The 19982-nt window shown below is 46.6% G+C and carries 18 protein-coding genes and 1 other annotated feature; of the genes, 16 read left to right on the forward strand and 2 right to left on the reverse strand.

Features of this window, described 5'->3' with window-relative positions; translation table 11 throughout:
* Window positions 1-250: 250 nt before the first annotated feature.
* On the reverse strand, window positions 251-1060 hold the full coding sequence (locus FFM80_RS05835; protein WP_137639950.1) for an alpha/beta hydrolase: 810 nt from the start codon (window positions 1058-1060) through the stop codon (window positions 251-253).
* 26 nt (window positions 1061-1086) lie between these two features.
* Window positions 1087-1722: a carbonic anhydrase family protein gene (locus FFM80_RS05840; protein ID WP_137639951.1), complete on the reverse strand. Its 636-nt coding sequence runs from the start codon at window positions 1720-1722 to the stop codon at window positions 1087-1089.
* Between the two features lie 299 nt (window positions 1723-2021).
* On the opposite strand from FFM80_RS05840, the gene FFM80_RS05845 reads away from it, so the two are divergent.
* The 16 genes from FFM80_RS05845 (at window position 2022) to FFM80_RS05920 (ending at window position 19932) form a co-directional block, all read left to right on the forward strand.
* A complete protein-coding gene (locus FFM80_RS05845; RefSeq protein WP_137639952.1) occupies window positions 2022-2813 on the forward strand; it encodes a tyrosine-protein phosphatase in 792 nt (263 codons plus the stop codon).
* A gap of 128 nt (window positions 2814-2941) precedes the next feature.
* Window positions 2942-3550 (forward strand): NADPH-dependent FMN reductase, encoded by a 609-nt coding sequence (locus tag FFM80_RS05850; RefSeq protein ID WP_137639953.1) that lies wholly within the window; start codon window positions 2942-2944, stop codon window positions 3548-3550.
* A gap of 18 nt (window positions 3551-3568) precedes the next feature.
* Window positions 3569-4837, forward strand: a complete 1269-nt coding sequence (locus tag FFM80_RS05855; RefSeq protein WP_137639954.1) for an NADPH-dependent oxidoreductase — start codon at window positions 3569-3571, stop codon at window positions 4835-4837.
* Between the two features lie 486 nt (window positions 4838-5323).
* Window positions 5324-6706: a group II intron reverse transcriptase/maturase gene (ltrA, locus tag FFM80_RS05860; RefSeq protein ID WP_137639955.1), complete on the forward strand. Its 1383-nt coding sequence runs from the start codon at window positions 5324-5326 to the stop codon at window positions 6704-6706.
* A gap of 388 nt (window positions 6707-7094) precedes the next feature.
* Complete coding sequence (purE, locus tag FFM80_RS05865) at window positions 7095-7577, forward strand: 5-(carboxyamino)imidazole ribonucleotide mutase (RefSeq protein WP_137639956.1); 483 nt, start codon at window positions 7095-7097, stop codon at window positions 7575-7577.
* A complete protein-coding gene (gene purK, locus FFM80_RS05870; protein ID WP_137639957.1) occupies window positions 7561-8691 on the forward strand; it encodes a 5-(carboxyamino)imidazole ribonucleotide synthase in 1131 nt (376 codons plus the stop codon). The genes purE and purK overlap by 17 nt, the downstream gene beginning before the upstream one ends.
* A gap of 1 nt (window position 8692) precedes the next feature.
* The gene (gene purC, locus FFM80_RS05875; RefSeq protein ID WP_137639958.1) at window positions 8693-9427 is read left to right on the forward strand and encodes a phosphoribosylaminoimidazolesuccinocarboxamide synthase; all 735 of its coding nucleotides are present in this window, start codon (window positions 8693-8695) and stop codon (window positions 9425-9427) included.
* On the forward strand, window positions 9427-9681 hold the full coding sequence (gene purS, locus FFM80_RS05880) for a phosphoribosylformylglycinamidine synthase subunit PurS (RefSeq protein ID WP_137639959.1): 255 nt from the start codon (window positions 9427-9429) through the stop codon (window positions 9679-9681). The genes purC and purS overlap by 1 nt, the downstream gene beginning before the upstream one ends.
* Before the next feature lies 1 nt (window position 9682).
* On the forward strand, window positions 9683-10363 hold the full coding sequence (purQ, locus tag FFM80_RS05885) for a phosphoribosylformylglycinamidine synthase subunit PurQ (RefSeq protein ID WP_137639960.1): 681 nt from the start codon (window positions 9683-9685) through the stop codon (window positions 10361-10363).
* Window positions 10356-12575 (forward strand): phosphoribosylformylglycinamidine synthase subunit PurL, encoded by a 2220-nt coding sequence (gene purL / locus FFM80_RS05890; RefSeq protein ID WP_137639961.1) that lies wholly within the window; start codon window positions 10356-10358, stop codon window positions 12573-12575. Before purQ ends, purL begins: the two co-directional genes overlap by 8 nt.
* Window positions 12560-14002, forward strand: coding sequence for an amidophosphoribosyltransferase (purF, locus tag FFM80_RS05895; protein ID WP_137639962.1), 1443 nt, complete (start codon window positions 12560-12562; stop codon window positions 14000-14002). The genes purL and purF overlap by 16 nt, the downstream gene beginning before the upstream one ends.
* Before the next feature lie 15 nt (window positions 14003-14017).
* Window positions 14018-15043, forward strand: a complete 1026-nt coding sequence (gene purM, locus FFM80_RS05900; RefSeq protein WP_137639963.1) for a phosphoribosylformylglycinamidine cyclo-ligase — start codon at window positions 14018-14020, stop codon at window positions 15041-15043.
* The gene (gene purN, locus FFM80_RS05905) at window positions 15036-15614 is read left to right on the forward strand and encodes a phosphoribosylglycinamide formyltransferase (RefSeq protein WP_137639964.1); all 579 of its coding nucleotides are present in this window, start codon (window positions 15036-15038) and stop codon (window positions 15612-15614) included. The genes purM and purN overlap by 8 nt, the downstream gene beginning before the upstream one ends.
* A complete protein-coding gene (gene purH / locus FFM80_RS05910) occupies window positions 15614-17146 on the forward strand; it encodes a bifunctional phosphoribosylaminoimidazolecarboxamide formyltransferase/IMP cyclohydrolase (protein ID WP_137639965.1) in 1533 nt (510 codons plus the stop codon). The genes purN and purH overlap by 1 nt, the downstream gene beginning before the upstream one ends.
* Before the next feature lie 20 nt (window positions 17147-17166).
* The gene (purD, locus tag FFM80_RS05915; RefSeq protein ID WP_137639966.1) at window positions 17167-18408 is read left to right on the forward strand and encodes a phosphoribosylamine--glycine ligase; all 1242 of its coding nucleotides are present in this window, start codon (window positions 17167-17169) and stop codon (window positions 18406-18408) included.
* 61 nt (window positions 18409-18469) lie between these two features.
* Window positions 18470-18701 (forward strand) — a binding site (T-box leader).
* A gap of 76 nt (window positions 18702-18777) precedes the next feature.
* A complete protein-coding gene (locus FFM80_RS05920; protein WP_137639967.1) occupies window positions 18778-19932 on the forward strand; it encodes a 5-methyltetrahydropteroyltriglutamate--homocysteine S-methyltransferase in 1155 nt (384 codons plus the stop codon).
* The last annotated feature ends 50 nt before the right edge of the window (window positions 19933-19982 follow it).

Below are 19982 nucleotides of genomic sequence, written 5' to 3' on the forward strand. Positions count from 1 at the left end.
TTCTCCCCATACAAAAACTCCTCTCTAAGTAAACAAGCTTTAATTATTTGCTTGTCTACCCATAGAGGAGTATAGCCCAACGACTTATATTGATCGTTGGCTCCTTTAGTGTTGTTTGATGTGAAAGTCGGAACCTAGGATTATGACGCTTGGTGCTAATTGGCTTAAATTACCACTGAGCCAATGCTAAGCTACCCGTCGTTATCCAACCGTTAGGCGGCAATTTCAACTAGCACCAAGCGTCCGACAGTTATTGATTTAGCAAATTCTGACGAACGAGGCGAGCCACGTAGCGTTCCTGAATGAGCTTAGCGTGGGTAATGCCAGCCTGATTAACGGTCATTTGGGTGTAGCGGTCAGCTTGGTTCATGAATAGCTGCTTGCCGGCAGCGACACTGCTGACTGGGACGACATCGTCATTACCGTGACCAGTATCACCCGCCACATTCACGACGGCGTGGAGCGACTTGAACTGGGCTTTTTTAGCTAGTAACGGGTTAAATAGCTCACGGTCAGGATGCTTAGTGCTGGTGCCTAAAAACGGTGTGCCAACTAACATCACGTTTTTTACGGTAACGGGTTGACTAGTGGTCATGCCCGCTAAGTAACGGCTAAGAATCAGACCACCGTTTGAATAGCCTAATGCATTAGCATCCCGCATCTTTAAACGCTTTTTAAGATCCATCATAGCTTTAGCCAGTCCCTGTGTTTGATCAACTATAGTCGCGTTGGTGTCCGTACTATTTTCATAATGAATGACCACGAGGGTTTCATTTAGTGGGGAGTCCTTCGTTCTGGTCTCGCTAAATCTGATAGTGTGGTCGGCAGTAATCGTGAGTCGGACCACCGGATGCTGCGACTGCGCATTGAGTTGCTTGACCAGGTTGTCAAAGTCATGCGGTGAACTGTCGCTGCCAGGAATTAGGATTAACGGTCGACGTTGGGTCAAAATGACATGACTGGTGCGGTCACTTTGCAATTGATTGGCTAGCCCCAAGCCAACAATCAAGAGGAGAAAAGCGGCGCAAGCTAATAAGCCCCATTTTACTTTTTTAGACATGTAGATGCCCCCTTGTCAGCCGAAATTTAGAAGCGTTCAGCAATGATTGGTCGACCATTTAGCGGCTGTACTGTTCGATGATTGGCTTGATAGCGTTGTTGATAAGCGGCTAATTGTTGTTCACCAACCATCACGGTGTCGGCACAGACGTACCATTCAACTGATTCTGTCAATGGCGGCGTCGTTAAGGACCCTAAATAATGGTAGACAGTCCCAGTATCTGGTAAAAGTTCAGTCAAATCAACGGGTTCCGTTAAGTCATGACTCGCGTTAGGGGTGACTTGGTCTAGTAAGCCTTGGAAGCTGGCATTGGGTTTGCCGATACGACCGAAGACAGCGACAACGGCTAATTGGCCGGTCACACTGCGATGAACTAGGTGCCATTCAATTGGAGCGGCCACGCCATCTAGTAAATGTTCAGCTGGGGTGTGGAAGTGAATTTGTTGAAAGTCGAAGTCGCGGTCATTTAAGTAAGCCTTACCAGTCCCCGTTGCTTGTAGCGTGGTGGCGGTTCCGGTGATGGACTTAGCTTGGTATAAGCCACGCCAGCTAATGGCGGAAAGTTGTGAAGTCACGGCTGCTTTGGTGTCAATGTCGATAGGTGACTGTTGCTGGCCGCCAACGAATTGCCATGATGATTGAGTTGCATAGTCTAGTGTCATTTGAAATCCTCCGATTGTTATTTAATGGTGTTTTTTGATTTAATGATGTTGTATTTGGGGCTAGTGGTGATTGCGTTTACCAGTTGGGTTCTAAACTGGTCGTCCGAGTAAAATAGTTGCAACCGGCACGGTTAACCAGCGTGGCAAGTACAATCAGGACTAGTCGCCAAAAATAACTACTTCCTATTTTCTCACGGCCACCAACTTTGTCAATTAATGGCACAGATTTATAATCGCTAGGGGGGCCGACAATGGTAGAATAGCAAGTAGATAATCTCAAAGAATAGGTGGACGATAAAATGGCAAATCAACGGGTATTAACAATGCAGCAAGGAATCAATTTCCGGGAATTGGGCGGTTACGCCACGGAAGATGGTCATACGCTTAAGTGGCATAAAGTTATTCGGACTGGGAACCTAAGTCAATTAACGGCGACCGATTTGAAATTCTTAGATGACTACGGCGTACGCTATGATATTGACTTTCGTTCACCGAAAGAAGTATTAGACGAACCAGACCGGGTGCCGGGCAATGCCAAATATCAATTTGCTCCAGTCTTCAACGTTGATGAAACCCGTAATTCAGATGGTACGGATAAGATGACCGCAAACTTAGAAAAGCATCCTGACAGTGGTTATCGGCATATGCTCAAAGTTTATCGGATGATTGCGACTGAAGACCATTCTAAAGCTGAATATCGGCGTTTCTTTGATAATTTGTTAGCTAATGATCAACCAAATGAAGTGTTGTTGTTCCATTGTACGGCGGGTAAAGATCGAACGGGCATGGGCGCGGTCTACTTGTTGAGTGCGTTAGGCGTTGACCCACAGACGATTCGGACGGATTACTTAATGAGCAATGAGACTTCCGTTAAACGGATTGATAATATGGTCAAAGAAGCAACGCAGCAAGGGGCTTCTGCCGCCACTATTGCGAGTGTTAAGGCGTTGTGGTCAGTGAATGGTGATTATTTGGATGCGGCCTTAGCCGAAATTAAACGGCAGTCCGGCAATATGCAGCACTACTTACGGACTGAATTGAAATTAACCAAAACAGAATTAGCAGATTTACGGCGGCTTTACTTAGATTAACCAGTCAATGTTTGGCCGTATAAATAAAAAAATATTATTTTGCTTTATATCGTGAAATCGTTTACAATATAGGTGACGATAAGCATAGTATATTGTTAAAATTCAATTATAAAAAGGAGTTATTTAAAATGCACAAGTTTGTTGCGATTGTCGGTACCAATTCAGATAATTCGACCAATCGAAAGTTATTACAGTTTATGCAAAAGCACTTTGCCGATCAAGCGACGATTGAACTCGTTGAGATTAAAGGATTACCGATGTTCAATAAGCCTGAAGACAAGCAGATTCCTGCCCAAGCTCAGGCCATGGCGAAACAAATCGATCAGGCTGATGGTGTGATTATTAGTACTCCTGAGTATGATCACTCGGCACCAGCAGCGTTGATGAATGCCTTAGAATGGTTATCCTATTATGTAAACCCCTTCGCTGATAAGCCAGTGATGATTACTGGGGCTTCTTATGGATCATTAGGCACATCGCGGGCGCAAGAACATCTGCGTCAGATTTTGGATTCACCAGAATTACGTGCGCGGATCATGCCCAGCTCCGAATTTTTCTTAGGCCATTCATTACAAGCCTTTGATGATGACGGCAATTTAGTTGACCAGACTAAGTTAGCTAAGTTGGAGGGGTTGTTTGCTGATTTCCAGACGTTTGTCGACATTACCAAGCAATTGAATCATGCTAATGCGGCTAACAAACAAGAAATCCATGATATTGATTGGGCCAACCGTTAGAGAGGAGCAGACAGTTAAATGAAATTAGTTGGAATTGCCGGTTCAGTAGCAGATAAATCCTACAACCGGTTACTATTAAAGTATATTGCACGTGAATTTAAAGATGTTGTTGATCTTGATGTTTTGGATATTAATGATGTGCCGTTGTTTAATCAAAGCGACGATCAGACGGATAGTCCAGCCGTTCAAGCCATCAGCAATAAGATCTTGGCAGCTGACGGGGTCATCATTGCCACGCCAGAACATAATCATACGATTACAGCCAGCTTGAAGAGTTTAATTGAATGGTTATCTTTCAATATCCATCCAATGTCTGGTAAACCGGTTATGATTGTCGGTGCGTCATATTATGATCAAGGCTCATCACGGGCCCAATTGAACTTACGTCAAATCCTGGAATCACCTGGTGTTGATGCGATTGTGATGCCCGGCAATGAATTCTTATTGGCGAACGTTAAGACTGTTTTTGACGAAAACGATAACTTGAAAGATGATCGCACGGTTTCCTTCTTAAAAGAAACCCTTGGTAAATTTACTAAATTTGTAAAGGTGATCAATAAAATGAACGAAAAAGAAGATCCAGGTTGGCAGTCTGAAGACCTTGAATCCCATGGCAAAGTTGAAACGACGGTTGAAGGCGTTGATATGCATGCCGCTGATTGGGTTGAAAAGGCCGCTGAAAAGACGAATGCTGCTGAAGGCGACGACTACGTTAAGTTAGATCGTGGACTTTTGACTGTTAATCAACTGAACTATTTCTTAAATTCCATGCCAATTGAATTGACTTATGCGGATGCCAACAACCAATTTATCTATTACAACCATTTCTTGGAAGCCAAAGATATGTTAGCTGCGCGGACACCTGGTCAAGCGGGGAACCCAATGGCCGATTGTCATCCTAAGCGGGCCATTCCTCATGTCCAACAAGTCATTCATATGTTGCGGACGGGCCAGACGGATATGTTCCGCTTACCTGTACCAGGGATGGGTCCGGACAAGTACGTCATGCATTACTACAAAGCGATGCATGATGCGAAGGGCGAATACAAAGGGATCAACGAATTGGTCTTAGATATTATGCCAATCGTTCAGTACTACTTGAAGCACACTGGTCAAATGTTAGTTAAAGATCCTGATGCGGATACCGATGCCGTTTCCGGGGCTTCAACGAATACGAAGCCAGAAAAGACGGATGCTGTTTCTGGTGCGTCTGCCGATACGGAACCTGAAAAACCAGCTGAACCAGAAAAGCCCGATGAAGTTTCCGGCGCTTCTGCCAACAGCTAAATAAGATTTTTGAGAACAGCCATTCTGAGGAGTGGCTGTTTTTTTAGTGCGCCCGGCATGGACGCTAACTAGGCGGTGAAAGTCCGCTGTGGGCCGTAGTAGTCGGAACCACGAGCCGAAGGCAAGGGTGTCCATCGCGAGGTGGAATCTGAAGGAAGCCTTAGGCAAAGCACTGCGCTGATGTACAAGAAGCGGCTAGAAGGCCGAAAATGACTGGGCGAGATTGCTGAACAAATTGAAGCCCAATACTACTCGAAGTCACAACGGTAAAGCCGACAGCGACATGGTGTGAAAGTTAGCGTTCTTACCCGGGGAGGCCTGATGGATATGTTCCCGACAAGAGACGCGTTATGCGTCACAGGAGCAAGCGGGTTAGTGATGGCTCGTTGAATCTATCAGGAGTCAGCCGAGGTCATAGTAGGATAGCTAACGCTATCTGAAGGACTGAACAGTAATAACTCATCATTGATAATGGAGGTGGAGAAGATGCGACAATCGCAGAAAACAGAACAAGCTGACCACCAGTCGAAGATAGGTCTGGAGGACCAAAGGTACACTGGGGCGCGTAGCATCATCTCTGGTGAAAGCACGATGATAAGTGGCACAGAATTTTCAAAACGTGTTCTGACTCGAAACAACATGAACCTCGCGTTTTCTCGAGTCAAGAAGAATAAAGGTGCGGCGGGCCTCGATGGTATGACTGTCGAAGACCTCTTACCCTATCTAAGAGAACACAAGGACGAACTACTTGAACAATTGGCGCAGGGAACCTATAGACCCCAGCCGGTTAAACGAGTGGAAATCCCTAAGCCCAATGGCGGCAAGCGCAAGCTTGGTATTCCTACGGTAGTTGATCGTTTAGTTCAACAGGCTGTGGCTCAGGTTATGACACCCGTCTTTGAGCAAGTTTTCTCAGATAATAGCTTTGGCTTTCGACCGAATCGAGGTGCTCAACAGGCTATCTCTCGTGTGGTGTCGCTCTATAATCAGGGCTATCACTATGTGGTGGATTTAGACCTCAAGGCATATTTCGATACGGTTAATCATGACTTACTCACTAAATTCGTCGGCCAATACATTAATGACCTATGGTTACTGCGACTGATTCGTCGCTTTCTGACTAGTGGTGTTATGGATGGAAAACTCTTTGAGCGAAGCGACAAAGGGACACCTCAGGGTGGCCCCTTGTCTCCACTATTAGCCAACGTCTATTTGAATGAGCTGGATAAACTACTGACCTCACGGGGACACCAGTTTGTTCGCTATGCGGATGACTGCAATATTTATGTCAAAAGCAAACGAGCAGGCCAAAGAGTCTTGGAAAATATTTCAAGATTCCTAGAGAAGGAACTCAAGGTGACCGTTAACCGAGAGAAAACAGCAGTCGGTTCACCACTTCGTCTAAAGTTCCTGGGATTCTCATTAGGTGTTGGGCACGGAGGGGCTTACGCTCGTCCGGCCAAGCAAGCCAAATTGAGAGTCAAGAGAGAGCTACGGCGTCTGACTAAGCGTAACCGAGGAATTTCTACGGACAAAATGTTTGTAGAAATTCGACAGAAGATGCGTGGCTGGCTTCAGTATTATGGCATTGGCAAGATGGCAAGCTTCATTAAGATTCTTGACCAGTGGTTGCGGAGCAGAGTTCGCCAGTACTACTGGAAACAGTGGAAGAAAGTCAAAACCAAGATAAATAATTTAAAGCGTTTGGGCCTTTCCCATAACGATGCCTATACCTTCGCCAATACCCGCAAGGGTGCATGGCGAACTGCGCATAGTGCGACTTTAACTTACACGTTAACGAATAGAAAACTGGAACGTCTCGGTCTAATAAATTTGACCAAAACGCTCCAGCTTATTCAAAGTGCTTAAATTACTGAACCGCCGTATACGGAACCGTACGTACGGTGGTGTGAGAGGTCGGTAGCCGAAGTAATCGGCTACCTCCTACTCGATTGCTGTCAATCAGCCGGTTGGGTCGGTGAAAATTGAATTGATCACGAAAATAGATTGTTCGTCTTTTGAATGATAAATATATTTATCGTAAAATATCGCGCTAATTCGCGGATTAGTTTGCTAAGTTAATAAAAGACGGTTAAACCGGCTAAAAATATATTAATAATCAGTAGCTTGTTCGTACGGCTTATTTTAATAAACACGAACATTAAAATGTTGATTTATCGGTAAAGTTAAGAAATTCGTTGACAGCGACGACCTAAGTTGCTAAACTTATCATGAAAACAAGGAAAGAGGGATTGAGATGGCGAAGGTTGGTTTAGTGATGGGCTCGATTTCTGATTGGCCAACGATGCAGTTAGCGGCTGAATTGTTGACTGACTTAGGTGTTACGTATGAACGGCGGGTGATTTCGGCCCACCGGATGCCAGCAACTTTACAAACATATGGCGAACAGGCTCAAGAACGCGGGTTAGATGTCATTATTGCCGGTGCTGGCGGTGCGGCGCATCTACCAGGAATGCTGGCAGCTAATACGGTCATTCCCGTTATCGGGGTACCGGTTCAGTCGCATGCGTTGAACGGGTTAGATTCACTATTATCAATTGTGCAAATGCCTGGTGGTGTCCCGGTTGCGACGATGGCAATCGGCAAAGCCGGCGCTAAGAATGCCGCCTTAATGGCCGCTCAAATATTAGGATTACATGATCAAAAAATTCAGCAAGCGATACTTGATTTTCGGCAACAACAACGGCAGGAGGCTGAACAAAGTGAACGCCAATTCTAAGCAAGTGATTTTACCACCCGCTACCATTGGAATTGTTGGTGGGGGACAACTCGGTCAGATGATGGCTTTAAGTGCGAAGGCCATGGGGTATCAAGTAGGTGTCTTAGACCCAACGCCCAAAGCACCGGCCGGTCAAGTTGCAGATTTTCAGATTGTAGCAGATTATCAAGATCAATCTGCATTAATCAGCTTGGCACAACGTAGCGATGTCTTGACTTACGAATTTGAAAACGTTGATGAGCAGGCTTTACAAGCTGCACAACGTTATGCGCAATTACCACAAGGCACGCAACTCTTGCACATCACCGGTAATCGGTTAAATGAAAAACAATTCTTACACGACCACGGGATTCCGGTGACTGGTTTTGCCCCCGTGACGGATCAACAATCTTTGAACTATGCGCTGCAACGTGTTGGCACGCCGGCCATTTTAAAGACCGCAGCTGGCGGTTACGATGGCCATGGTCAAGCGGATTTAAATACCAATACGCCGACGGACGCCAGCTTAGCCTTATTGACGCAACCCTGTATCTTAGAGGCGCGGCAGACGTTTCGTGCCGAAGTCTCAATGATGGTGACACGCAGTGCGGCAGGCGTTATTACGACCTTTCCTTTAGTTGAAAATCAACATCAACACCATATCTTACACACGACGATTGCCCCGGCTAATGTTGGTCCGGCAGTTCATGCCGCGGCGCGTAAGATCGCGGTTTCAATTGCTGAAGCGTTAAGCCTACGGGGCGTCTTGGGCATTGAATTCTTTGTCCTACCAGATGATCATTTATTAGTGAATGAACTCGCCCCAAGACCCCACAATTCCGGGCATTACACCATTGAAGCGTGCAACATTTCACAATTTGAAGCACACATTCGCAGTATTTGTGGCTTGCCGATTCCGCCGGTTCACCAGTATCAGCCAGCGGTCATGCGTAATTTATTAGGCGCCGATTTGACGGTCGCACGGCAACAATTAATTGAACATCCAGAATGGCATTTTCATGATTATGGTAAAGCTGAGATCAAGGCACAACGTAAGATGGGCCATATAACCGTATTAGACGATGATGTGAATGCTGCGATGGCATCACTGGCAGGTTTGAAGGGAGCACAATAAGATGACTGAATTTGTAAAAGGCGATTTATTATATACCGGTAAAGCTAAGGAAATGTATACGACTAATGATCCCGACGTCTTGTGGGTTGAGTATTTAGATCAAGCGACGGCCTTAAATGGCAAGCGCAAGGTTGCGATTGACCAAAAAGGCTTGTTGAACAATCGGATTTCCAGCTTAATCTTTCAAGATCTGGCTCAGCATGGTATTGAGAATCACTTTATTGAACAACTTTCAGAACATGTGCAATTGGTCCGACGTGTCAGCATGATTCCATTAGAAACGGTGGTCCGTAATGCGGCTTCTGGTAGTTTTGAACGTAAATTTGCCGTCCCACATTTAACTGAATTTTCCACGCCGGTAATGGAATTCTTCTATAAGAGCGACCAATTAGATGATCCTTTTATTAACGATTCCCAGATTGAAGCATTGGGAGTCGCAACTGCTGCGACTTTAACTGAAATGCGGCGCCAAGCTTTGTTAGTCAATCAACGGTTACAAACGATCTTTGCAGAAATGAATGTGCAGTTGGTAGATTTTAAGATTGAATTTGGGATGACCGCTGCCGGCCAAGTTTTACTAGCAGATGAAATCTCGCCAGATAGTTGCCGATTAGTTGATCTGACGACGCATGAATCGTTAGATAAAGATGTATTTCGGAAGAACTTGGGTGATTTAACGACGGTCTATCAAGAAGTGTTGCGACGGTTAGCCAGCGTTGAAGGAGGCCAACAATAATGTATTTAGTGAAAGTCTATGTGACTTACAAAGAGTCCATCTTAGACCCTAAAGGGGAAGCCGTGAATGATGCCTTGCATCGGCTCGGTTATACGAACGTCCAATCAGTGGAATTAGGTAAATACTTTGAACTTAAACTAGCTGCCGGCAGTCGCCCGGTCGAAGCCCAAGTGGATGAGATGTGTGATCGTTTGTTAGCTAATGTCAATATGGAAACTTATCGCTACGAGATTACTGAGCTGGAGGCGTTATAAAATGATTTTTGCCGTCCCAGTTTTTCCAGGTTCCAATTGTGACCACGATATGGTTAACGCCTTACGTGATGTTTTGCACGCTCAGGCTGACTTAGTGCCAGCCACGACCAGTGATTTGACTGCTTATGATGCGGTAATTTTACCCGGTGGCTTTTCATACGGTGATTACTTGCGCAGTGGCGCGATTGCCCGTTTTGCGCCCGTAATGACAGCTGTTCAAGCCTTCGCGGCAGCCGGTAAGCCAGTTATGGGGATCTGTAATGGGTTTCAAATCCTAACCGAAGCAGGATTATTGCCGGGGGCGTTACAGGCCAATCGTTCTGCTAAGTTTATTTGTCAAACGAGTGAGTTGGTTGTGCGTAACTCACAGACACAATTCACGACGACTTATACTGAAAATCAGCACATTCAATTGCCAATCGCCCATGGTGAAGGTAATTACTATTGTGATGACGCGACCTTAGCTGAGTTGCAAGCTCATCATCAGATCGTTTTTGAATATGTGGATAACCCGAATGGGAGTGTCGCCAACATTGCTGGCATTATCAACCGGGCTGGTAACGTGCTTGGCATGATGCCGCATCCCGAACGGGCGGTTGAAGCCATTTTAGGGTCAACGGATGGGTTAGGATTATTTAAATCATTACTTGCTAATCAAGGACGGGAGGTCACCCATGCTTAAGAATCCTGAATTATCACCGGAAGCTTTGCGCGACACGCAAGCGTACCGTGAATGGGGCTTAACTGATGCTGAATATCAATTATTGACGGATGAAGTCCTCGGTCGGTTACCCAATTATACTGAAGCTGGTTTGTTTTCGGGAATGTGGAGTGAACATTGTTCGTATAAAAACTCCAAGCCTGTTTTAAAGAAGTTTTGGACGCAGGGTGAACAAGTCTTAGAAGGTCCCGGCGAAGGCGCCGGGATTATCGATATTGGTGATGGTCAGGCGGTAGTTTTCAAAGCTGAAAGTCACAACCATCCATCGGCGGTCGAACCTTATGAGGGCGCTGCAACTGGGGTTGGTGGCATTATCCGTGACATCTTCTCCATGGGTGCTCGGCCGATTGCGTTATTAGACAGTTTACGATTTGGTGAACCCGAAGATACTCATACGAAATACTTGATTTCTCAAGTTGTGGCCGGTATCGGCGGTTATGGCAACTGTATCGGGATTCCGACGATTGGTGGCGATACGGTCTTTGATGCCAGTTATCAAAAGAATCCGTTAGTGAATGCGATGTGTGTTGGTATCCTCGACCAAGCAGATATTCAAAAAGGGCAAGCAACCGGGATTGGCAATAGCGTGATTTACGTCGGTGCCAAGACCGGGCGTGACGGGATAAATGGGGCTTCATTTGCCTCCGCGGAATTCAACGATGCCAAGGCGTCACAGCGTTCAGCGGTGCAAGTCGGCGATCCATTTATGGAAAAGCTATTGATGGAGGCTTGTCTAGAAGTTATTCATGATCATCGGGACGTTTTGATTGGGATTCAAGATATGGGGGCAGCTGGGTTAGTGTCTTCATCCGCGGAAATGGCGTCCAAAGCGGGTAGTGGGCTGGAATTGAACTTAGACTTAGTGCCCCAACGTGAAAGTGGCATGACACCGTTTGAATTGATGTTGTCTGAATCGCAAGAACGCATGTTGCTCTGTGTGAAAGCTGGCGCCGAAGATGAGATCTATGCCGTCTTTGAAAAGTATGGCTTAGACGCAGTCACGATTGGAAAGGTTACAACTGGTCATCAATACCAGTTATTCCATCATCAAGAATTAGTTGCGGATGTGCCAGTCGATGCCTTGGCGACCAAAGCACCAGTCTATCAGCGTGAAAAGAAGCGGCCAACGCGTTTGAATAAGCAGAGTCATCATCAATTCATGCCACGCTTAGTCGATGCAACGGGCACGCTTAAAAAAATGTTACAACAACCAACGATTGCCTCTAAAAAGGCCATCTTTGAAACTTATGACGCTCAGGTTCAGACGAATACGGTGGTGAAGCCCGGATCAGATGCTGGGGTGATTCGGATTCGTCATACTGACAAAGCTTTGGCGGTAACGACCGATGTTAATGGTCGATACTTGTATTTGAACCCACGGGTTGGCGGCGAAATTGCTGTCGCAGAAGCAGCGCGTAATATTGTGGCAAGTGGTGGTCTACCATTAGGAATCACCGATTGTCTGAATTATGGTAATCCAGAAAAGCCGGAACAATTTTATGATTTAGATGAATCTGCCCAAGGGATTGCACGGGCCTGTCAGTTATTTAACACCCCAGTGATTTCTGGTAATGTGTCGTTAAATAATGAGTCCAATGGGGAAGCCATTTATCCAACCCCCATGATTGGGATGGTCGGGTTGATTAAGCATCAACGTGATATTACGACGCAAGACTTTAAACATGCCGGTGACGCCGTCTACGTGTTAGGTAGCACTGGTGCTGACTTTAACGGTAGTGAGATTCAAAAAATGCTGACCGGTAAAATTAGCGGTGAATTGTTTGATTTCGACTTAGTCACTGAAAATCAAAATCAACGGCTCTTGTTACGCGCTATCCAAAAAGGGCTAGTCGCGAGTGCGCACGACGTTTCAGAAGGCGGGTTAATTACGACCATTGCTGAATCTTGTTTTGGCCAAGGCTTCGGGGTGAAGTTGACGAGTGAGTTACCGTCAATGAACTTTTTTGCTGAGACCCAGTCACGCTTTGTGATTTCGGTTACACCAGATAAACAAGCCGCCTTTGCGAACTTAATGGAACCATATGCGACTTATTTAGGGACGACAACTGCCGATGATCAGCTGTTTGTTCAGACCGCTGATCAAGCTTTCGATATCAAGGTCAGCTTTGCGAAACAGTTATGGGAAGGGGCGCTACCATGCCTACTGAAGTAAAAGGCTTAAATGAAGAGTGTGGTGTCTTTGGTGTTTGGGGGACGCCCGATGCGGCCAATTTAACTTATTTTGGCTTGCATGCCCTGCAGCATCGTGGTCAAGAAGGGGCTGGGATTACGGCTAATGACCACGGTCAATTACAGTCTGAACGTGGCTTGGGGTTATTGGCAGATGTTTTTCGTGATCCGCGCCGCTTAGATCGTTTGACGGGGACGGCCGCTATCGGTCATGTGCGTTATGCGACGGCTGGCAATCATGGTGTCGAAAATATTCAACCGTTAGAATTTAATTTTAGCGATTCCCAATTTGCCCTAGCGCATAACGGCAATCTAACCAATGCAGTGTCTTTACGGCGGCAATTAGAAGCTGATGGGGCAATCTTTCATGCTAGTTCGGATAGTGAAATCTTGATGCATTTGATTCGCCGCAGCCAAGCGCCAACGTTAACCGATCAAGTTAAAGCAGCTTTACGGCAAATTCATGGTGGTTTTGCTTATATCTTACTAACTAATGATCGCTTATATGCAGCACTTGATCCGAATGGTTTCCGGCCGTTAGTGGTTGGTAAATTGCCGACGGGTGGTTACGTTGTTTGTAGTGAGACCTGTGCCTTAGATACAGTTGGCGCAACGTTTATCCAAGATGTTCATCCGGGGGAATTACTGACGATTGATGATGAGGGACTTAAGATCGATCATTATACAACGCAGACGCAACTAGCGATTTGTTCGATGGAGTTCATTTATTTTGCTCGGCCAGACTCAGATATTTACGGCGTGAATGTCCATTCGGCGCGTAAACGAATGGGAGCCCGGTTAGCAAAAGAACAGCCGGTTGATGCCGATATCGTAGTCGGGGTACCAAACTCGTCACTCTCCGCGGCAACCGGTTATGCGGAAGCTAGCGGGTTACCTTATGAGATGGGACTAATCAAAAATCAATATTCTTCACGTACATTTATTCAGCCGACTCAAGCGTTACGCGAACAAGGTGTGCGGATGAAGCTCTCAGCGGTCAAAGGGGTCGTTGCTGGTAAGCGAGTGGTCTTAATCGATGATTCGATTGTCCGGGGAACGACGAGTCGCCGTATTGTTAAGCTGCTAAAAGATGCTGGTGCGAAGTCGGTGCATTTACGGATTGCCTCGCCACCGTTACGTTACCCTTGCTTTTATGGGATCGACATCCAGACCACGCGGGAACTTATCGCTGCCCAAGAAACCATTCCGGCCATGTGTCAAACCTTTGGCGCTGATTCACTAGGGTTCTTGAGTGAACAAGGGGTCATTGATGCCGTTGGACTTAAGTGCGATGCGCCGTATGGTGGGTTATGTATGGCGTATTTTAACGGGGACTATCCAACGCCACTCTATGATTATCAAGCTGAATATGATGCAGAAATTCAACAGTTAAAGCGACAAGCCAACTAGGAAAGGGTGACGGACTTGAGCGATGCATATAAAAAAGCCGGTGTCGATATCAATGCCGGTTACGAAGTGCTCAAAGCGGTAAAACAGCTGAGCGGTAATGCCCAATTAGGCGGCTTCGGTGGGGCTTTTCCATTAGCAGCCGAAGCGGTTGCTAATGAGCCAGTACTCGTTGCCGGGACGGATGGGGTGGGCACCAAACTCTTAATCGCGATTGCGGCACATCAGCATACGACGATCGGGATTGATCTGGTTGCAATGTGTGTGAATGATATTTTGGCCCAAGGCGCCCGACCACAATTCTTCTTGGATTATTTAGGTTTAGGTCATACTGATCAGGCCCGGGTGAAAGCCATCTTACAAGGGGTAGTGGCTGGCTGTGAACAGGCTGGCATGACTTTAATTGGTGGCGAAACGGCCGAAATGCCAGATATGTATGGTCAAGAACATTATGATTTAGCGGGCTTTGCGGTCGGTATCGCCAATCGGGCAGATTTATTGACGCCCCAAAATGTCCAAGCGGGTGACGTTTTGATTGGTCTGCCTTCCAATGGCTTACATTCCAATGGCTTTAGCTTGGTGCGCGATATCTTATTCAAACAACATGGCTACGAGTTAAGCACCGTTTTCCCAGAGTTGGGCCATGACTTACAAACGGAGCTATTGCGACCAACCAAGATTTATACCGCGAGTGTGCTGCCGTTACTCCAACAAAAGTTAGTGGCTAGCATCGCCCATATTACGGGTGGCGGGTTGATTGAAAATGTCGCCCGGGCGTTGCCAGCACAACTTAGTGCCACGTTTGCATTGGGGAGTTGGCCGGTTCCAGCCGTGATGCCGTTATTGGCACGCTTAGGTAACTTGAGTGCGGCGGATGTTCGCAGTACATTCAACCTCGGCTTAGGCATGGTGCTGATCGTACACCCAGACCAAGTGGACGCCACGTTAGCGGCTTTAGCAGCCCAACATCAACCTGCTTATCAAGTTGGCCAGGTGACTGTGGGCGCCACGCCGGTCGTGTTTCAGGAGGCTGCGCATGCTTAAGAAATTAGCGGTTTTTGCTTCTGGCAATGGCACCAACTTCACAGCCTTGCAACAAGCGATTACAGCCCGGTCATTACCGGCTGAAATCGTGTTGCTGGTTTGTGATCACGAAGATGCACCCGTTTTAAAACGCGCGCAAGCAGTTAATGTACCGGTCTTGGTCGTTAATTTTAAGCACTATGCCAATAAGGCTGCGGCTGAAGCTATTATGCTGACTGCACTGCAGGCTCATCAAGTTGAAGCGGTCTTGCTGGCGGGATACATGCGGATTATTGGCCCCACGCTACTGGCAGCCTATCCGCATCGCATCATTAATTTACATCCAGCGTTATTACCGAAGTTTCCTGGGCGGCATGGGATTGAAGATGCCTTTGCCGCGGGCGTTACTGAGACTGGGGTCACGATTCACTATATTGACGCCGGTATCGATACCGGCCAGATTATTGCCCAGCGAACGGTTCCAGTTAAAGCAACGGACACTGTCGATACTTTGGCGACACGGATTCATCAAGTTGAACATCAATTTTATCCAGACGTGTTACAGTCACTCATCAATGAAGGAGCAATCTAATGACAAAACGAGCATTATTAAGTGTTTCTGATAAACAAGGATTAACCGACTTTGCTAAAGGGTTAGTGGAATTAGATTATGAATTAGTGTCGACCGGTGGCACCAAAAAAGCCTTAGAAGCTGCGGGGATTCCAGTAATTGGAATTGAAGACGTGACGGGTTTTCCGGAGATGCTGGATGGTCGCGTTAAAACCTTGCATCCTAAAGTTCATGCTGGCTTATTAGCTCGGCGGGACTTGCCAGCTCATATGGCCCAATTAAAGGAAGCTGGGATTACGCCGATCGATATGGTCGTCGTGAACTTATATCCCTTTAAGGCGACCATTCAGCAACCCGATGTGACACAAGCTGCAGCAATTGAGCAAATTGATATTGGTGGGCCATCTATGTTGCGGTCAGCAGCTAAAAACTTTGCGGCAGTTTTACCAATCGTGGATCCCGCTGATTACCAGCCCATCTTAACTGCTTTGCAAGCTGATGACGTGACGCCAACGATGCGCCAACGCTTAGCGGCCAAGGTCTTTCAGCATACGGCAGCTTATGATGCGTTGATTGCCCAATATTTGACGACTGATGAATTTCCAGCGAAGTTAACGTTGACCTATGATAAGAAGCAAGCGTTGCGTTATGGTGAAAATAGCCACCAACAAGCGGCCTTTTATGAAAATGCCTTACCAACGCCATTTTCAATCACCGCAGCTAAGCAATTGCATGGTAAAGAACTCTCATACAATAATATTAAAGATGCGGATGCGGCGTTACGGATGGTCAGTGAATACGATCAACCAGCGATTGTCGCGATGAAGCATATGAACCCTTGTGGGGTAGGCTTAGCTGATCACTTGGAAGCGGCCTGGGACAAAGCGTATGCCGCGGATTCAATTTCAATCTTTGGCGGTATTATTGCGGCTAATCGGCCGGTAGATCTTGCGACGGCCGAAAAGATGCATCAATTATTCTTGGAAATTATCATTGCCCCAAGCTTTGATGATGATGCTTATGTGGTCTTAGCCAAGAAGAAAAATTTACGGTTATTGACGGTTGACTTTGATCAAGCCCATACAGCGGATAAGTTTGAAACCATTTCGGTTGGCGGTGGTCTGTTACGTCAAGAAGTCGATGCCGCTTTTGAAGTTCCAGCTGACTTTACGGTCGTGACTAAGCAACAACCGACGACTGAACAATTAAAAGCCCTCGCTTTTGGTCAGCAGGTTGTCAAACATGTTAAGAGTAACGCAATTGTGGTGACAACGGCTGATCGGACGTTAGGCGTTGGCTCTGGTCAGATGAACCGCATTGATTCGACTAAGATTGCGATTGAAAAAGCCATGAGTAAGCCTGGTTATGAACATGCCATCTTAGCTTCCGATGCGTTCTTCCCAATGAATGACTGTGTTGAGTTTGCAGCCCAACATGGGATTCGGGCGATTGTGCAACCTGGTGGCAGTATCAAAGATCAAGACTCAATTGATATGGCTGATCGCTATGGCATCGCCATGGTGACAACTGGTGTCCGGCATTTCCGGCATTAGGCTGAAAGGACGGTACGAAAATGGCAAAAGTATTAGTCGTTGGTGGCGGTGGTCGTGAACATGCCATTGCTAAGGCCATGTTGGCTAGTCCCCAAGTTACCGCAGTCACTTGTGCACCAGGTAATCCAGGGATGGCATTGGATGGTATTCAAACGGTGGCAATTGATGAGTTGGATTTTGCGGCTTTAGTTGATTTTGCACGGCAAAATACAATTGAGTTAACTTTTATTGGTCCCGAAGTCCCACTAGCAGCAGGCATTGTTGATTACTTTCAAGCGGCTGGGTTAGCAGTCTTTGGCCCGAATCAAGCGGCGGCTCAGTTAGAAAGCTCAAAAGTCTTTGCCAAGGAGTTTATGCGTCGCCATCAGATTCCTACCGCTGACTATCAGTTGTTTCATGATTTAGCGGCCGCGTTGACTTACAGTGCGCAAGCCGTTTTACCACAAGTGATTAAGGTTGATGGTTTAGCCGCTGGTAAGGGGGTCACGGTTGCCACAACGCATGACCAAGCAACGACTGCGTTGACCCAAGCCTTTGCGGCGACCGATACGGTTTTGATTGAAGCTTATGTTGATGGTTTTGAATTCTCGCAGATGGTTTTGGTTGGTGGAGATAAGTATTGCTTGTTGCCGACTGCCCAAGATCATAAACGACTCTTAGACGATGATCAGGGACCTAACACTGGTGGGATGGGGGCATATTCACCAGTGCCGCAAATCACCCCGGCGATTATTGCGACGACGATTAAAACGATTATTGAACCAACTTTGGCTGGTTTGCAAAGTGATGGTCTCAGTTTTGAAGGTGTCATTTACGTTGGCGGTATTTTAACAGCGCAAGGGGTGCAAGTCATTGAATATAATTTGCGGTTAGGTGACCCAGAAACGCAGATCTTGTTACCGCAATTACAGAGTGACTTTTATCAATTAATCGTGGATCTGCTACAACATCGTGACCCCATCGCAACTTGGCAAACGCAAGCGACTTATTTAGGCATTGTATTGGCAGCGCCCGGTTATCCTAATCATCCCGCTAAAGGTATCGCTGTTCCAACGCTGGCTGGTGCTGATTATGCTAGTGTCGCTGGTGAACCGGGGCACATGGTTAGTGCCGGTGGGCGAGTTATGATGGTCACCGCGCACGCAGATTCGTTGGCGGCTGCTAAGACAGCCGCATATGCGAAACTAGCTCAATTGCCAACGGGCGACTTGGTTTATCGGACTGATATTGGTGCCAAAGGGTTAGTGGTAAAAAAAGCTTAACGTTAGCTTGACAATTATGAGAGAACGACTTATGATTTAACCATTGAATTTAATCGTATTCTAATTTGCGTTGAAGAGAAGAGTAGTTAAGCACAGTTAGTCGTAGTGAGCCTGGGTCAGTGAAAACAGGTCTAATTGTCCTAATGAAGATGAGCTCTGAGCATCTTAGCCGGTTCACGCTGGCTGAGCGGTTGCAACCGTTAACTTGCGCGGTATCAACAGGTACCGTTGAGGTTACTAGTGTCAGCTAGTAGCGAAGTAGGGTGGCAACGCGTTTAAAAAGCGTCCCTTTTAATCACATCGGTGATTAGAAGGGACGTTTTTTTGCGATTAAAGACACTGACAAATTTTAGACGGAGGTTTTATTAAATGACAACACAAACAGGATTTTCCAAACGAACGGTTTCACCATTTCGGTACGATGTCGTCGGCAGTTTCTTACGGCCACAAGCATTGAAGGTAGCGCGGGCGCAAGTTGCAGCTGGTACTTTGGATGCTGCTGGTCTAAAGGCCGTTGAAGATCGCGAAATCATCAAGCTTATTCAAGCACAGGAAGCGGCTGGTTTAAAAGCCGTGACGGATGGTGAATTTCGGCGTAGTTGGTGGCATCTAGACTTTTTCTGGGGGTTACAAGGGATTGCCAAGAAGCAATTAACCCAAGGCTACGTCTTCAATGCTGAAGAGACCCGAGCGGAATCAGCCACCGTCACTGGTAAAATCAGCGGGGAAAATCATCCCTTTGTGGCTCATTTTAAATTCGTAAAAGCCCACGTCAAGGCTGGCGTACAAGTCAAACAAACGCTGCCAGCGCCAGCCCAATGTCTAGCTGAATTACAACGGCCGGAAAATATCGCAGCGTTACGGCAGGTGTATGCAACTGATGCAGCCGCCGTTAAAGCACTAGCAGCGGCTTATCATCAAGTCCTCGAAGACTTATATGCGGCCGGGGCGCGGACCATTCAATTAGATGATTGCACTTGGGGCATGTTAGCTGGCAATCACACGAAGGGGGCGGAGACTGGTGCGGTCTCAGCGCGTAACGATGCGGTGTTAGATCAAAATAAGCAGTTGTATTTAACTGTCAATAATGAAGCCATCAAAGATTTACCGGCGGATTTAACGATCAACACCCATATTTGCCGGGGCAATTACCATTCCACTTGGGCCTCGGCTGGTGGCTATGATTCGGTGGCAGATCCCTTGTTTAACCGAGAAAACGTCAGTGCCTATTACTTAGAATATGATAGTGACCGGGCTGGCGGTTTTGAACCTTTGAAGTTAGTCAGTGATGATAAGTTAGTGGTACTCGGTTTGATCACGTCCAAGTCAGGCGAATTAGAAGACCGGCAAACAATTATTGATCGGATCCATGAAGCCGCGAAGTACGTGCCATTAGATCGCCTCTGCTTAAGTACCCAGTGTGGCTTTGCGTCAACTGAAGAAGGCAATGTCTTAACGCCAGCTCAACAATGGGCTAAGATCGAACTGGTTAAATCAATTGCGACTGAAGTTTGGGGAGCTTAAGGATAAGCAACTAAAAAGTGCGCCGCACAACATCCGTGAATTGGATGTTG

The organism is Lactiplantibacillus dongliensis (assembly GCF_005405105.1).
Lineage (GTDB): Bacteria > Bacillota > Bacilli > Lactobacillales > Lactobacillaceae > Lactiplantibacillus > Lactiplantibacillus dongliensis.

Excerpts from the sequence above, each read along its gene's own strand:
- FFM80_RS05835 (WP_137639950.1), bottom strand. The coding sequence starts at position 1,060 with ATGTCTAAAAAAGTAAAATGGGGCTTATTAGCTTGCGCCGCTTTTCTC.
- FFM80_RS05840 (WP_137639951.1), bottom strand. The coding sequence starts at position 1,722 with ATGACACTAGACTATGCAACTCAATCATCATGGCAATTCGTTGGCGGC.
- FFM80_RS05845 (WP_137639952.1), top strand. The coding sequence starts at position 2,022 with ATGGCAAATCAACGGGTATTAACAATGCAGCAAGGAATCAATTTCCGG.
- FFM80_RS05850 (WP_137639953.1), top strand. The coding sequence starts at position 2,942 with ATGCACAAGTTTGTTGCGATTGTCGGTACCAATTCAGATAATTCGACC.
- FFM80_RS05855 (WP_137639954.1), top strand. The coding sequence starts at position 3,569 with ATGAAATTAGTTGGAATTGCCGGTTCAGTAGCAGATAAATCCTACAAC.
- ltrA (WP_137639955.1), top strand. The coding sequence starts at position 5,324 with ATGCGACAATCGCAGAAAACAGAACAAGCTGACCACCAGTCGAAGATA.
- purE (WP_137639956.1), top strand. The coding sequence starts at position 7,095 with ATGGCGAAGGTTGGTTTAGTGATGGGCTCGATTTCTGATTGGCCAACG.
- purC (WP_137639958.1), top strand. The coding sequence starts at position 8,693 with ATGACTGAATTTGTAAAAGGCGATTTATTATATACCGGTAAAGCTAAG.
- purS (WP_137639959.1), top strand. The coding sequence starts at position 9,427 with ATGTATTTAGTGAAAGTCTATGTGACTTACAAAGAGTCCATCTTAGAC.
- purQ (WP_137639960.1), top strand. The coding sequence starts at position 9,683 with ATGATTTTTGCCGTCCCAGTTTTTCCAGGTTCCAATTGTGACCACGAT.
- purL (WP_137639961.1), top strand. The coding sequence starts at position 10,356 with ATGCTTAAGAATCCTGAATTATCACCGGAAGCTTTGCGCGACACGCAA.
- purF (WP_137639962.1), top strand. The coding sequence starts at position 12,560 with ATGCCTACTGAAGTAAAAGGCTTAAATGAAGAGTGTGGTGTCTTTGGT.
- purN (WP_137639964.1), top strand. The coding sequence starts at position 15,036 with ATGCTTAAGAAATTAGCGGTTTTTGCTTCTGGCAATGGCACCAACTTC.
- purH (WP_137639965.1), top strand. The coding sequence starts at position 15,614 with ATGACAAAACGAGCATTATTAAGTGTTTCTGATAAACAAGGATTAACC.
- purD (WP_137639966.1), top strand. The coding sequence starts at position 17,167 with ATGGCAAAAGTATTAGTCGTTGGTGGCGGTGGTCGTGAACATGCCATT.
- FFM80_RS05920 (WP_137639967.1), top strand. The coding sequence starts at position 18,778 with ATGACAACACAAACAGGATTTTCCAAACGAACGGTTTCACCATTTCGG.